Origin of the sequence: Rhodococcoides corynebacterioides (assembly GCF_019834675.1) — a bacterium.
GTDB lineage: Bacteria > Actinomycetota > Actinomycetes > Mycobacteriales > Mycobacteriaceae > Rhodococcoides > Rhodococcoides corynebacterioides_A.
Map to the genome: position 1 here is coordinate 134898 of NZ_JABUBU010000005.1, position 13366 is coordinate 148263.

Here is a 13366-nt window from a genome sequence, read left to right on the forward strand (position 1 = left end):
CCGATCAGCCGTCCGTGGCCTCCGACGCCGTGGACTTCGCCGCCGTGGACTTCGCCGCGGCGGTCTTCTTGGCCGGCACCTTCTTGGCGGTGGTCTTCTTGGCGGCCGCCTTCTTCGCGGCCGCCTTCTTCGCCGGAGCCTTCTTCGCCGCGGTCTTGGTGGCCGTCTTCTTGGCCGCGGTCTTCGTCGCTGCCTTCTTGGTGGCCTTCTTCTTCACCGGACCGCGCGCACGACGATCGGCGAGCAACTCCATCGCCCGCTCGTCCGTGATCGTGGCGACCTCGTCACCCTTGCGCAGGCTCGCGTTGGTCTCGCCGTCGGTGACGTACGGGCCGAAGCGACCGTCCTTGATCACCATCGGCTTCTCGCTCACCGTGTCCACCCCGAGTTCGCGCAGCGGCGGCGTCGCCGCACCCTGTCGTCCACGACGCTTCGGCTCGGCGTAGATCTTCAGCGCCTCGTCGAGCGTGACGGTGAAGATCTGCTCCTCGGTCGCCAGCGAACGCGAGTCCGTGCCCTTCTTGAGGTACGGGCCGTAGCGGCCGTTCTGGGCGGTTATCTCCTCCTTGGACTCGGGATCGACACCCACCACGCGCGGTAGCGACAGCAGTTTCAGCGCGTCCTCGAGCGTGACGGTCGCGAGGTCCATCGACTTCAGGAGCGAACCGGTGCGCGGCTTGACGGCCGCCGCCTTCTTCGCGGCCTTCTTGGCCGGCGCCTTCGCCTTGGTGGCCACGGCGGTCCCGCCGCCACCGTCCGAACCACGTTCCACCGGAACGATGTCCGGGACGGGCTCGGGCCCCTCGGGGATGATCTCGGTGACGTACGGACCGAAACGTCCCTCCTTGGCGACGATCTCGTGTCCGCTCGCCGGATCGACGCCCAGCTTGCGACCCTCCTGCGGCGTCGAGAACAGCTTCTCGGCGTACTCCACGGTCAGCTCGTCCGGCGGCAGATCGTCGGGCAGGTTGGCGCGCTGGGAGATCGGGTCACCGTCGGGATCGTCGGGGTTCTGCACCATTCGCTCGAGGTAGGGCCCGTACCGGCCCACGCGCACGTGGATCTCGCGTCCCTCGGCGTCGTCGAACAGCCGGATGGAGTTGATCTCGCGGGCGTCGATGTCCTCGAGGTTGGTGCCCACCATCTTCTTCAGGCCACCCGAGCGCGCCACCGATCCCTCGGCACCGGTGTCGCCACCGAAGTAGAACGCGGTCAACCAGTTTCCGCGCCGCTCCCGGCCGTCGGCGATCGCGTCGAGATCGTCCTCCATGCCGGCGGTGAAGTCGAAGTCCACCAGGCGGCCGAAATGCGCCTCCAGCAACCCGATCACGGCGAACGCCACCCAGGACGGGACCAGCGCACTGCCGCGCTTGTAGACGTACCCACGGTCGAGGATGGTCTTGATGATCGACGAATACGTCGACGGGCGACCGATTCCCAGCTCCTCGAGCGTCTTGATGAGCGACGCCTCGGTGAAGCGGGCGGGCGGGTTGGTGGTGTGCCCGTCGGGATCGAGGCCGGTGGCCGTGACCGCCTGCCCCTTCTCCAGTGCGGGCAACCGGGATTCGGCGTCGTCGGACTGACCGCCGGCCTGATCGTCGACACTCTCGACGTAGGCCTTGAGGAAGCCCGGGAACGTGATCGTCCGCCCCGACGCACTGAAGGTGCAGTCCTCGCCGGTACCGGCGGTTCCCGAGATGCGCAGCGACAGTGTGGTTCCGCGCGCGTCCGACATCTGCGACGCGACGGTGCGCTGCCAGATCAGCTCGTAGAGCCGGAACTCGTCCGTGTCGAGCGAGCTGTGCAGCTGGCCCGGCGTCGCGAAGGTGTCACCGGCGGGGCGGATGGCCTCGTGCGCTTCCTGCGCGTTCTTCACCTTGCGGGTGTACTGACGCGGGGTGTCGTGGACGTACTCGGGGCCGTAGAGCTCGGTGGCCTGCCGACGCGCCGCGTCGATCGCCGACGCCGACAGGTTCGTCGAGTCGGTACGCATGTAGGTGATGTAGCCGTTCTCGTACAGCCGCTGCGCGATCCGCATGGTGCGCTCGGAGGACATGCGCAGCTTGCGGCCGGCCTCCTGCTGCAGGGTCGACGTCATGAACGGCGGGTACGGACGGCGGGTGTACGGCTTGGACTCGGCCGACGCGACGGCGAGGTCCACGCCGTCGAGCGCCTCCGCGAGACGACGAGCGTGCGCCTCGTCGAGCACCGTGACCCCGTCGGACTTCAGCTTGCCGTCGGCACCGAAGTCGCGTCCCGTCGCCACGCGGGCGCCGTCGACGGACACCAGGCGCGCCCCGAAGGCACGCGGCGACGCGTCCGCCCCGGCGTCGAGTTGCGCCGAGATGTCCCAGTACTCGGCCGAGCGGAACGCCATGCGCTCGCGCTCGCGCTGCACGATGACGCGCGTCGCGACCGACTGCACGCGGCCCGCCGACAGCTTCGGCATGACCTTCTTCCACAGGACCGGCGAGACCTCGTACCCGTAGAGGCGGTCGAGGATGCGGCGGGTCTCCTGCGCGTCGACGAGGTCGGTGTCGAGTTCGCGGGTGTCGTCGGCCGCGGCCAGGATGGCCGGCTTGGTGATCTCGTGGAAGACCATCCGACGGACGGGCACCTTGGGCTTGAGCGTCTCGAGGAGGTGCCAGGCGATGGCCTCGCCCTCACGGTCGGGGTCGGTGGCGAGGTAGAGCTCGTCGGCGTCCTTCAGGAGCGACTTGAGCTCGCTGACCTTCCCCTTCTTCTCGGGGCTGACCACGTAGAGGGGCTCGAAGTCGTGATCGACGTCGACGCCGAGGCGGGCCCAGGACTCGCCCTTGTACTTGGCGGGCACGTCCGCGGCACCGCGCGGGAGGTCGCGAATGTGACCCACGGATGCCTCGACCACGTAGTCCTTGCCCAGGTAGGGCGCGATCTTCTTGGCCTTCGTGGGCGACTCGACGATCACCAGACGACGGACGCCGCCGGACGACGACCCCGCCGACTTGTCCCCTGCTGCCACGTGCTGCCGAACCTTCCTGGCCTCGCCGGACGAGACCCCTTCCATCTGCGGTCGACACCTCGAACCACTCGAGGTCGACACCATACAGAGTGACACACGTGCACCGAATCGCCGTTTCGACGCCGATCCCGTGGTGACGGCGAACGTCCGACGTCACTGCGCCGTCGGCCACTCCACCACACCGGGCGGCGCCTCGCCCACCGTGTCGACCAGACGCCCGAGCCGGCGTCGCCCCGTGATGCGCAGTTCGGGAGTGGATCCGCGGGCGCCGGCGAGGGTCGGCGCGATGCCGACCCGCATCAACGCCTGAACCAGCAGCGGATGGGTGTCCGGCGCGTGCGGGTCCAGGCCGAACGCGAACCGCGATCCATCGGCGGACAACCGGCCCGACGCCAGCGCCCAGGCGCGCAACGCCCGCGGACCGGGCACCCAGTCGGGCGGAACGGTCTTGACCGCGCCGCGGGTCCACGCTCGCGCGAGCGGCAGCAACTCGGGCACCGGCGCGGACCGCACCAGCGGATTGCCCTCGTCGGTGTCCCCGATCTCCGCGGCGATGCCGCACTCGGCGATCAGGTCGGCCAGCGCCTGCGCCCGCCAGGGACGGTCGACGACGACGGACACCCGCGCGCCGCCCGCGACGATCACCACCTGCCCCGGGGCAGCCAGCATCCCGGCCAGATCGTCCACCGCGGGCGGCGTCGACTCGGCGGAGAAGAAGGACAACTGGCTCACCTGCGCGACAGTAGGTCACCGACGCCGTGGCCGCGGGACGACGAGCAAACCGCAGACGGACGAATCCCCCGCCACCCTGGACGGGTGACGGGGGATTCGCGTGTCGTGCGTGGATCCGATCCGAGGATCAGACTGCGCGGACGCCCGTGGCCTGGGGGCCCTTGGTGCCCTGGCCGACCTCGAACTCCACGCGCTGGTTCTCCTCGAGGGTGCGGAAGCCGCTGCCCTGGATCTCGGAGTAGTGGACGAAGACGTCAGCGGAGCCGTCCTCGGGTGCGATGAAGCCGAAGCCCTTTTCGGCGTTGAACCACTTCACAGTTCCCTGTGCCATGCTTGTCTATCCTTCTTCTTGACCACCGGATGCGGTGAACCGCACTTACAGTTCACCGGGCCGGTTCCGACCGCCGTAGTGATTCCCCCGGAAAGGGTGGAGCTTCACGCACCGCGCTCGCAACAATAGATCCTGCGAGCGTGAACACGAACACAGAAGCTGCGACCGAGAACAGTGAACCACGTCGCGCGTCGGTGCGCGACAGTCGCGCGCAACAAGTTCGTAAACCTTGCGTCGGCCCCGTGTCGGGGCCACGACCTACCATTCGAGCGGCAGCCCGCCGCACAGGAGAGGACCCGTGAGCGTCAGCGTCGAGACCCCCGCCACCTCCTTCGGTGGTGTGCTGCTGGAACGCGCGCTGGCCGGCACTCCGTCGGACGAATCGCCGCTCACCTTCGCGGCCGAACTCCCCGGTCGCGAGGCCCGGACGTCGTCCTGGCCCGACTGGCTGGACCCCCGCATCGTGCGCACGTTCGTCGACTGCGGCATTCCCGCACCGTGGTCCCACCAAGCCGACGCGGCGACGCTCGCGCAGTCCGGCCGACACGTCGTCGTCTCCACCGGGACCGCGTCGGGCAAATCGCTCGGGTATCGCATGCCCATTCTCTCCACGCTGTCGGAGAACCCCCGCGCCACGGCGCTCTACCTCGCGCCGACCAAGGCGCTCGGGTCGGATCAGCTCCGCGCGGCGGTGGACATGACGGACACGCTCGCGCAGGCCGGTCTGCCCGACATCGCGCCGAGCGATTACGACGGCGACACCCCCGTCGAGGTCCGCCGGTGGGCGCGCGCGCATTCCCGCTGGATCTTCACCAACCCGGACATGCTGCACCTGTCGCTGCTGCAGGGCCATCGTCGGTGGGCGCACTTCTTCCGCAATCTGGCCTACGTCGTGGTCGACGAGTGCCATTCCTACCGGGGCGTCTTCGGCTCGCACGTCGCGCTGGTGATGCGTCGACTGCGGCGAATCGCCGCCCGGTACGGCGCGAACCCGACGTTCGTCCTGGCCAGCGCCACCGCCTCGGCGCCCGGTGCCGCGGCGAGCCGGTTGATCGGTGCGCCCTGCGTCGAGATCACCGAGGACGGGTCGCCGCACGGTCCGCGCACCGTCGCGCTGTGGGAGCCGCCGCTGCTGGACGTCACGGGCGAGAACGGCGCCCCGGTGCGCCGCGCCGCCGGGTCCGAGGCCGCGCGCATCATGGCCGACCTCGTCGTCGAGGGCGCCCGCACGCTCACCTTCGTCCGATCGCGGCGCGGCGCGGAACTCACCGCCCTCGGGACGTCGCGGCTGCTCGCCGACGTCGACCCGGACCTCCCGGGGCGCATCGCGGCCTACCGGGCCGGGTACCTCGCCGAGGACCGCCGCGCCCTCGAGCGCGCCCTGACCGACGGGACTCTCCTCGGCGTCGCGACCACCAACGCGCTGGAACTGGGCGTCGACATCGCCGGCCTCGACGCCGTCGTCGTCGCCGGCTTCCCCGGTACCGTGGCGTCGTTCTGGCAGCAGGCCGGTCGCTCCGGTCGCCGGGGTCAGGGATCGCTGGTGGTGCTGGTCGGGCGGGACGATCCGCTCGACACCTATCTGGTCCACCACCCGTCGGCGCTGCTGGACAAGCCGATCGAGGCCACCGTCACCGATCCCACCAACCCCTACGTGTTGGGGCCCCAATTGCTCTGCGCCGCCTCGGAACTGCCGCTGTCCGACGACGAGATCGCCGAGTGGAACGCCGAGGACGTCGCCCACCGCCTGGCCGAGGACGGAGACCTCCGACGCCGACCGCACGGGTGGTACGTCACCTCCGACACCCCGCCGCACGGCGAGATCGACATCCGCGGCGGCATCGGCTCGCAGATCGCGATCGTCGACGGCACCACCGGCCGCATGCTCGGCACTGTCGACGCCGGCCGCGCCCCCGCCACCGCGCATCCCGGAGCGGTCCACATCCACCAGGGCGAGTCGTTCGTCGTCGACACGCTCGACTTCGACGACCACGTCGCCGTCGTGCATCCGGAGGAACCGGACTGGACGACGTCGGCACGCGAGGTCACCGAGATCCTCGTCGAGGACTACCTCGAGCATCGTCGGCACGGCGAGGTCGACGTCGCGCTCACCCGCGTGCAGGTCAGCCACCAGGTGGTCGGCTACCTGCGGCGACTGCCGTCCGGGGAGATCCTCGACTCGATCGAACTCGACATGCCCGTGCAGACCCTGCACACCCGCGCGGTGATGTACACGATCACCCCGGAATTGTTGGCGCGTGCGGGAATCGGGCCGGAACGCGTGCCGGGTTCTCTGCACGCGGCCGAGCACGCGGCCATCGGCCTGCTCCCGCTGGTCGCGACCTGCGACCGGTGGGACATCGGCGGTGTGTCCACGGCGCTGCACGGCGACACCGGGCTGCCGACGGTCTTCGTCTACGACGGGTACGACGGCGGCGCCGGGTTCGCCGACCGCGGGCACGCGGTGCTCGGAACCTGGCTGGCGGCGACGCGGGAGGCCATCGCCTCCTGCGAATGCCAGTCCGGCTGCCCGTCGTGCGTGCAGTCGCCCAAGTGCGGCAACGGCAACGATCCCCTGGACAAGGACGGCGCCGTCCGCGTGCTCGACGCCGTCCTCGCCGAGATCGGAACCTAGGCGTCCACCGTCGCGGGCTCGCCGAGCGAGACGGGCAGCGACGAATAGCCGTGCAGCACACGGGTGTCGCGCCGGGTACCGGTGCCGACGGTGGTGAGGTGCGGGAACCGGTCGAACAGGGTGCGCAGCGCCACCTCGCTCTCCGCCCGCGCCAGCGCCGCGCCGAGGCAGAAGTGTCGACCACCGGAGAACGACAGGTGCTTGCCCGCGTTCGCGCGGCCCACGTCGAAGCGATCGGGGTTCTCGAACACCTTCGGATCGCGGTTGCCGCCCGCGAGCACGCACACCACGAGACTCCCCGGTTCGAGGTGCTTGCCGGCCAGTTCGAGGTCCTTGCGCGCGACCCGCGCGGTCATCTGCACCGGGGACTCCAGGCGCAGCATCTCGTCAACCGCGGTGCTCCACAGCGACGGATCGTTCTGCAACCGCGCCAGCTGATCGGGGTGGCGGACCAGGAGGTCGATGCCGCTGCCGAGCAGATTGACCGTGGTCTCGAACCCGGCGGCGAGCACCAGACCGGCCGTCGCCCGGAGCTCGCGGTCGTTCAGGAAGACGCCGTCCTCGGATGCCGAGATGAGCTGGCTCATCAGATCGTCGCCGGGGTTCTTCCGCAGCTCGGCGATGTGGTCGGACAGCCACGCGTCGAAGCCCTGTAGACCTGTCTCGACCTCGCGGAACTGCGGCCAGGTCAGACCCACGTCGAGGCTCGGTGCGGCCAACTCGCCGAACTCGAGTACCCGCTTCTGCTCGCTCTCCGGCACCCCGAGGATGTCGCTGATGACGGCGACCGGCAGTTTGGCGCAGTACGCGGGCACGATGTCCACGGTGGTGGCTCCACTCGCCACCAACTCGTCGAGCAGGGTGTCCGCGACGCGCTGGACGTCGTCCCGCATCGTGTTGACCGCTCGCGCCGTGAAGACCGACGACACGAGCTTGCGGTACCGGGTGTGCGACGGCGGCTCGACCGACAGCAGCGACGGCGGCGCCAGCGGGTGCAGCGCACCGGAGCGGGTGTGCCGCTCGATCACCTTCAGCGGCCCCGGCAGGTTGCCACCCACGACGACGGTGCGAAAGTCGTCGGATCGCAGGAGGTCGAAGATCAGGCCGTGGTCGACGGTCAGGTAGGCCACCCGACCCTTGACCAATGGGCCGCGCTCACGAATCTCCTGGTAGACCACGCCCGGGTCGGCGCGCGTGGCCGGATCGGCGATCAGCTTGGCCTGCGGGTCACCCAGCTTGATCCCCCGCTGCGCGAAGAACCGCACCACCCCGTGCACCGCGGCCCACCGCACCCTCGCTCGCGCGCTCTCGACCAGTCCTCCGCCACGTCCCATGATCCGCCCCCGTCGTCTCGTCGCGCGTCCCCGTCGCACGATCCCTGCCCCTCACTATGCGCAGTTCCGGAAGGGCTGTCTACCGTCCAGGCCATGGGTCTCCGCCGCACCGTCGCCGCTCTCTGGGTGGCCACCGTCCTCTACTGGCCGGCCCAGCTTCTGGTGTCCCGGTCCTGGCCCACTCCGTACAGCTGGCGCGGTGACGTCATCAGCGCGCTCGGCGCCACGACGTGCACGGAGTACTGCTCCCCCGACCACGCCCTTATGAACGCCACCTTCGTCGCGGTCGGCGCCCTCACCGCCGCCGGAGCGGCCGTCCTGGTCCCGCAGACCAGCGGGCGGGACCGCGCCGGATGGGTCCTCGTCGCGGTGTCCGGACTGTGCACCAGCGCCGTCGGGTTCCTGCCGATGGACGTCAGCCCCGCCGCCCACAACCTCGCCGCGCAGACGCACTGGGCACTGCAGGTCGCGGGCATGGTCACCCTGTGCGCGGGGGTCGTCGGGCGGGACCGGCGAGCACGAGCCCTGACCGTCGCCTGCACCGCCGCCGCGGTGATCGGCGGCGCCGCCTTCCTCACCCCCGGCACATGGGGGCTCGGGGCCGGGCTGTCCGAGCGGGTGGCGCTGGACAGCCTCAACGTCTGGACCATCGGCATGGGGGTGTTGCTGCTGCGTGGCCTGCGACCCGGCCTCCGGCCTTCCCGCTGACCCCCGACCGGCCTCCGGCCTTCCCGCTGACTCCCGACCGGCCTCCGGCACTCACTCCACCGGCCCCGCCCGCGCGACCCCGACCACCTCCCGCACCCCGAACCGGCCCAACCGCACCTCCGCGCGCAGTCGCACCTCGAGGTCCCAGCCGTCGGGCACGCACTCGACCAGTTCCGCTGCCATGCGATCGCCCACCGCCCGCGCCGCCACGCACCCCGCCGCGTCCCCCTCGACCAGAGCCGCGGCCCCGGCCAGCGCGGCGAGGTCGGCCGCTGCCTGCACGCGGTGCCGCGCCGACACCGCCGCCCCGACCGCCACCACCATCGCGGTCACCACCACCAGCGCCAGCACCACGAACGCCCCCACCACCGACGCGGACCCGCGATCCCCCTCCGTCACCGCGGGTCCGCCTCGGGCTCGACGGCCGCGACGGCCTCGGCGCCCACCTCCACCCCGGGCAGCGGCGACGACGCCTCGACCCGCACCGTCACCCAGTCCCCGTCCCGCGCCACCGTCACCGCGGCGGCGTCCGGCGCAACCCGACGGGCGGCGCCGACGGCGTCGGGATCCCCCAGCGCGCTCAGCCGTGCCCCCTCCCGTGCGGCGTCGACGCAGCGGATGTGATCGGTGATCGTCGTCAGAGCCCCCACGCACAGCACCACCACCGCCACGATCGACGCGATGGCCAGTGCCGCCTCGACGGTCACCGCTCCCGCATCCCCGGTCAGACCGCGGTCTGCAACGCCCGGTCGATGATCCCGGTGAGCGCGGCGACGATGGAATCGCCCGTCACCACCGTGTAGAGCACCGCCCCGAACGCCGCCGCGGCGATGGTGCCGATGGCGTACTCCGCCGTCGACATCCCGTCGTCCTCCGCCAGGACCTCCATCAGCCGGTTCTGCACCTTCTGCAGTACGGACATGTTCTCCCCCTTCGTGATTCGCCGGAGCCAGTCTCCGACGACGTTTCTGCGGCCCGCTCACGGCACACCGCCGTTCTGCAGCACCGATCCGGCCAGGCCGACGACCACGGGCACGATGCCCAGGCAGACGAAGGCGGGCAGGAAGCACAACCCCAGCGGACCGGTGATCAACACCCCTGCCCGATCCGCCCGAGCGACGGCCTCGTCCTCGGCCCGGCTGCGTTGCGCCGCAGCGGCGTCCGTCAGCGCGTCCGCCACCGAGGTCCCCGAGCGTGCCGACCGACGCAGCACGCGCGCGACGGATTCCGTGGCCGGATGCTCGGCCAGCGGAGCCCACGCCGCGTCCGGGTCGGCGCCCAGCGCGAGCAGCGCGCCCGCGCGGGTCAGCGACGACGCCACCGGCTCGGGGGCGACCGCGGCGACCGCATGCGCCGCCGCCGTCACCGTGGCGCCGCCCCGCACGCAGGCGGCCAGCAGATCGAGAATCCCGGCGATCGCATGCGGATCGCACGCCGCGGCCTCGGCCGGGGTCGACGTCGCGGACGGCGCCGAACCGCGCCGCTGCACCGGGCGAGCGGGGACGACGACCAGCCCGAGCGCGAGCAGCACCGCCGCCCAGGTCACGACGCCACCCCGGCGACGATGCGATCCGTCCACAGCAACCCGGCGCACACCAGCCCGACGCCGACGATCCCGAGCACCCCGCCCGCGCCGTCGCCGGTGAGCACGGCCAGCGGCGCCGCCCCCATCGCGTGCCCCAGCGCGATCCCGAGCAACGGCAGCCCCGACAGCACGGTGGCGGTCGCTCGCGCCCCGGCGGACGACGCCTCGGTGCGGCGAACGAAGCGCACCCGCGAGTCGAGGTCGTCCCGCACGGCGCGCAGAACGACGGCGGGCGCGAGACCGTGCCGCTCGCAGATCGCCCACGCCGAGGCCGCGCGCGCCCATTCCGCCCGCGTGCCGGAGGCGTCGGCCGACGGCGCCCCCGCCGCGAGCAGCCCCGCCGACAGCGATCCGCCGAGCTCGGATCGTGCTGCCGCCGAGGCGAACCGGCTTCCCACCTCACCCGGGTGGTCACGCGCGACCGAGCGACACGCCTGCGCCGGGTCGATGCCCACGGCGAGTTCCGCCACCATCGTGTCCATCCCGCCGGCCAGCGCTCCGGCGACCGCGAGGTCCGCCCGGCGACGCGCCGCCGCCCGACGTCGCCCCACCGCGGTGGCGATCGCGACGGTCGCCGCCACCGCCGGGAACGGGCCGAGCGTCGCCGCGACGAGCAGCACGACCAGGACGGCAGCAGCCGCCACCATCGGGCCCTGCTCGATGCGGACGGCCCGGCGCGGCCGTCCCCCGACGCGACGACGCGCGTCCGGCCGCGGCCACAGGAGGATCGCGGCGGCCAGACCGATCAGGCTCATCGCGGGCCTCGGAGGGACAGGACGTGGTGCAGACGGTCGTGACCCGGACCGCGCGGAACCTCCCGCGACCACGCCGGCACCACCCGGCAGACACCGTCGTCGCCGGGCGTCACGACGCCGATGGAGGCGAGAACCCGGCGGCCGTCGCTCAGCCGGGCGGTGTGCAGCACCACGTGCACCGCGGCCGCGAGCTGGCTGTGCAGGGCTGCTCGGGACAGACCGCCGAGCGCGGCCAGGGCCTCGAGACGCGCGGGCACCTCCTCGGGCGAGTTGGCGTGCACCGTCCCAGCGCCGCCGTCGTGCCCGGTGTTGAGAGCCGTCAACAGGTCGACCACCTCCGGCCCGCGGACCTCGCCCACCACGATCCGGTCCGGCCGCATCCGCAGCGCCTGACGCACGAGGTCACGCACCGTCACCTCGCCCACACCCTCGACGTTGGCCGGCCGGGCGACGAGGGTGACCACGTGCGGATGCGCCGGGGCGAGCTCGGCCGCGTCCTCGACGCAGACGATGCGCTCGGCGGCGTCCACGGCGCCGAGCAGGGCGGCGAGCAACGTGGTCTTCCCGGTTCCGGTGCCGCCCACCACGAGGAAGGCAACGCGCCGGGACACGATGCGCCGCACCAGATTCTCGGCCTCGGGCGCGAAGGTCCCGGCCGCGGCGAGGGCGGACAGCCCCTGCGACGCGGGCCGCAGGACGCGGAGCGACAGACACGTCCCGCCCCGGGCCACCGGCGCGAGCACGGCGTGCAGCCGCACCCCGAACGACGCCGCGTCGACCCCCGGCAGGCGCCCGTCCACCCACGGCTGGGCGTCGTCGAGCCGGCGTCCGGCGGCCACGGCCAACCGCCCGGCGAGCCGACGCACGGCCGCGTCGTCGTCGAACCGCACCGACGCCCGCTCCAGCCCGCGGCCGCGGTCCACCCAGACCTCGTCGGGGCCGGAGACGAGGACGTCCGTCACCCCGGGTTCGCGCAGCAGGCCGTCGAGCACGCCCGCCCCACGGAACTCGGTGTCGAGGACGTGCAGCACACGCAGGAGTTCCGCGTCGCCGACGACTCCGCCCGCCTCCGCGCGCACGGCGTCGGCGATGGCCGCCGGGGTCGGCTCCGAGCCGGCCGTGGTGAGCCGGTCCCGCACGCGGGTCAACAGGTCACCGGTCACCCAGCCCGTCACGACGTCGTCCCCAGGACGGCGAGCACTGCCGCGGCGGCCGACGCGAGCGGCGACCGTGCCCGCAGGTCGAGTCCACCGTGGTCCAGCGCGGCGGCCAGACGCCGCTCGGGCCGCATGCTCGCCAGCACGGGAGCGCCGGCGGTGCGCTCGACGTCGTCCGCGCGAAGCCCGCCGGGGGCGGGACCGCGCACCACCAGACCGACGTTCGCCGCCCGGCTCGCCACGGTCGCGACGACGGCCCGCGCCGCCCACGATGCCCGCACCGTCGCGGGCACGACGACCACCACCAGATCCGCGGCGTCGACGGCGGCGTGCTGCTGCGGACCGGGAGCACGGGGCGCGTCGCACACGACGAGCTCGCCGCCGCGACGGCCGGAGGCCAGCACCGCGGTGACGGCGGCCGGGTCCACCTCGGCCGACCCCGAACGTGCCGTCGACAGCACCGCCAGGCGGTTCCGCGACGGCAACGCGTCGTGCAGGGCGTGGGAGTCCACGCGGCCGCCCACCACCAGATCCGGCCAGCGCAGACCCGGCCGATCGTCCACGCCCGCAGCGAGATCGAGTCCACCACCCACCGGGTCCGCGTCCACCAGAATCGTCGGCACCGAGCGCGCCGACGTCAGGGCGAGAGCCGTGGCGAACACCGACGCGCCGGCGCCGCCGCAGCCCCCGACCACGGTCACCACCGCGCCGTCGTCCTCAGTCGCGGGCGACGCCGCGACCAGCGCCATGAGGTCCGCCTCCCGCGCCGGCAGATCGAGCACGTGCGGGGTCCCGAGCGAAGCTGCGCTCTGCCAGGCCGTCATGGTCGCGTCCCCGGCCGTCACGACGACGACGCCCGGTCGACTCGGGGCGCGCCGCCGGACCGCCTCGGCGGCGGCGGACTCCGACAGCACGACGACGTCCGCGGCGAGCCAGCGGGCGCGATCGGGCACCGACGTCTGCAGGTCGACCGCTCGGCCGGCGGCGGCGACCACGCGTCGGACACGATCGGACAGGGCGGGGTCGTCGACGACGACGGTCACAGCGCGGTCGTCGACGACGACGGTCACGGCGGGGTCGGCCGGCGGGGTGGGTCGGGGCGAGGTCACACCGCCGATGGTGCGGGGT

Annotated in this window: 13 protein-coding genes; 2 read left to right on the forward strand and 11 right to left on the reverse strand. The window is 72.6% G+C overall.

Features of this window, described 5'->3' with window-relative positions; all coding sequences use genetic code 11:
• Positions 1-4: 4 nt before the first annotated feature.
• The 3 genes from topA to HQ603_RS09405 form a co-directional block, all read right to left on the reverse strand.
• Entirely contained in the window at positions 5-3001 is a 2997-nt protein-coding gene (gene topA, locus HQ603_RS09395) for a type I DNA topoisomerase (protein ID WP_308126434.1), read from the reverse strand.
• A 153-nt stretch (positions 3002-3154) separates the two neighbouring features.
• Entirely contained in the window at positions 3155-3733 is a 579-nt protein-coding gene (locus HQ603_RS09400; RefSeq protein WP_222684282.1) for a hypothetical protein, read from the reverse strand.
• Between the two features lie 127 nt (positions 3734-3860).
• Positions 3861-4064: a cold-shock protein gene (locus HQ603_RS09405; RefSeq protein WP_005248460.1), complete on the reverse strand. Its 204-nt coding sequence runs from the start codon at positions 4062-4064 to the stop codon at positions 3861-3863.
• 298 nt (positions 4065-4362) lie between these two features.
• Between HQ603_RS09405 and HQ603_RS09410 the strand changes: the two genes are divergently transcribed.
• Positions 4363-6699: a DEAD/DEAH box helicase gene (locus tag HQ603_RS09410; RefSeq protein ID WP_308126435.1), complete on the forward strand. Its 2337-nt coding sequence runs from the start codon at positions 4363-4365 to the stop codon at positions 6697-6699.
• Here HQ603_RS09410 and HQ603_RS09415 read toward each other — a convergent pair.
• Positions 6696-8033, reverse strand: a complete 1338-nt coding sequence (locus HQ603_RS09415; RefSeq protein WP_222684283.1) for a cytochrome P450 — start codon at positions 8031-8033, stop codon at positions 6696-6698. The two genes, HQ603_RS09410 and HQ603_RS09415, sit on opposite strands and share 4 nt — an antisense overlap.
• A gap of 93 nt (positions 8034-8126) precedes the next feature.
• Here HQ603_RS09415 and HQ603_RS09420 point away from each other — a divergent pair, with 93 nt between their 5' ends.
• Entirely contained in the window at positions 8127-8741 is a 615-nt protein-coding gene (locus HQ603_RS09420) for a DUF998 domain-containing protein (RefSeq protein ID WP_222684284.1), read from the forward strand.
• A gap of 51 nt (positions 8742-8792) precedes the next feature.
• Here the strand turns inward: HQ603_RS09420 and HQ603_RS09425 are convergent, their stop codons facing one another.
• From HQ603_RS09425 to ssd, 7 genes are read right to left on the reverse strand one after another with little or no spacing between them, the layout of a single operon-like run.
• Positions 8793-9140, reverse strand: a complete 348-nt coding sequence (locus HQ603_RS09425; protein ID WP_222684285.1) for an Rv3654c family TadE-like protein — start codon at positions 9138-9140, stop codon at positions 8793-8795.
• On the reverse strand, positions 9137-9448 hold the full coding sequence (locus tag HQ603_RS09430; RefSeq protein ID WP_308126436.1) for a TadE family type IV pilus minor pilin: 312 nt from the start codon (positions 9446-9448) through the stop codon (positions 9137-9139). The genes HQ603_RS09425 and HQ603_RS09430 overlap by 4 nt, the downstream gene beginning before the upstream one ends.
• A 17-nt stretch (positions 9449-9465) precedes the next feature.
• Positions 9466-9663 carry a DUF4244 domain-containing protein gene (locus HQ603_RS09435; RefSeq protein ID WP_222684286.1) on the reverse strand — a complete coding sequence of 66 codons (198 nt, stop codon included), beginning with the start codon at positions 9661-9663 and terminating at the stop codon, positions 9466-9468.
• Positions 9664-9720: 57 nt separating this feature from the next.
• Positions 9721-10287, reverse strand: coding sequence for a type II secretion system F family protein (locus HQ603_RS09440; protein WP_222684287.1), 567 nt, complete (start codon positions 10285-10287; stop codon positions 9721-9723).
• Positions 10284-11081 (reverse strand): type II secretion system F family protein, encoded by a 798-nt coding sequence (locus HQ603_RS09445; protein WP_222684288.1) that lies wholly within the window; start codon positions 11079-11081, stop codon positions 10284-10286. Before HQ603_RS09445 ends, HQ603_RS09440 begins: the two co-directional genes overlap by 4 nt.
• A complete protein-coding gene (locus HQ603_RS09450) occupies positions 11078-12256 on the reverse strand; it encodes a TadA family conjugal transfer-associated ATPase (protein ID WP_222684289.1) in 1179 nt (392 codons plus the stop codon). The genes HQ603_RS09445 and HQ603_RS09450 overlap by 4 nt, the downstream gene beginning before the upstream one ends.
• Positions 12253-13347: a septum site-determining protein Ssd gene (gene ssd, locus HQ603_RS09455; RefSeq protein WP_371831033.1), complete on the reverse strand. Its 1095-nt coding sequence runs from the start codon at positions 13345-13347 to the stop codon at positions 12253-12255. Before ssd ends, HQ603_RS09450 begins: the two co-directional genes overlap by 4 nt.
• Positions 13348-13366 lie beyond the last annotated feature (19 nt).